Origin of the sequence: Pseudoalteromonas sp. Angola-7, from assembly GCF_028599255.1 — a bacterium.
Lineage (GTDB): Bacteria > Pseudomonadota > Gammaproteobacteria > Enterobacterales > Alteromonadaceae > Pseudoalteromonas > Pseudoalteromonas atlantica.
In genome coordinates this window covers 1-255 of the sequence record NZ_JAQREL010000070.1, presented here as the reverse complement: position 1 = coordinate 255, position 255 = coordinate 1, and the positions used below count along the sequence as shown (strand labels likewise).

1 rRNA gene is annotated in these 255 nt (G+C 53.3%); it reads right to left on the bottom strand.

Annotated features, from left to right (window positions below):
- Window positions 1-255: ribosomal RNA gene (locus PSH50_RS21285) — 23S ribosomal RNA — on the bottom strand; the annotation flags it as partial.

Below are 255 nucleotides of genomic sequence, written 5' to 3'. Positions count from 1 at the left end.
CCTCCTGGCTGTCTGGGCCTTTCCACATCGTTTCCCACTTAACTATGACTTTGGGACCTTAGCTGGCGGTCTGGGTTGTTTCCCTCTTCACGACGGACGTTAGCACCCGCCGTGTGTCTCCCGGATAGTACTTTACGGTATTCGGAGTTTGCAAAGGGTTGGTAAGTCGGGATGACCCCCTAGCCTTAACAGTGCTCTACCCCCGTAAGTATTCGTCCGAGGCTCTACCTAAATAGATTTCGGGGAGAACCAGCT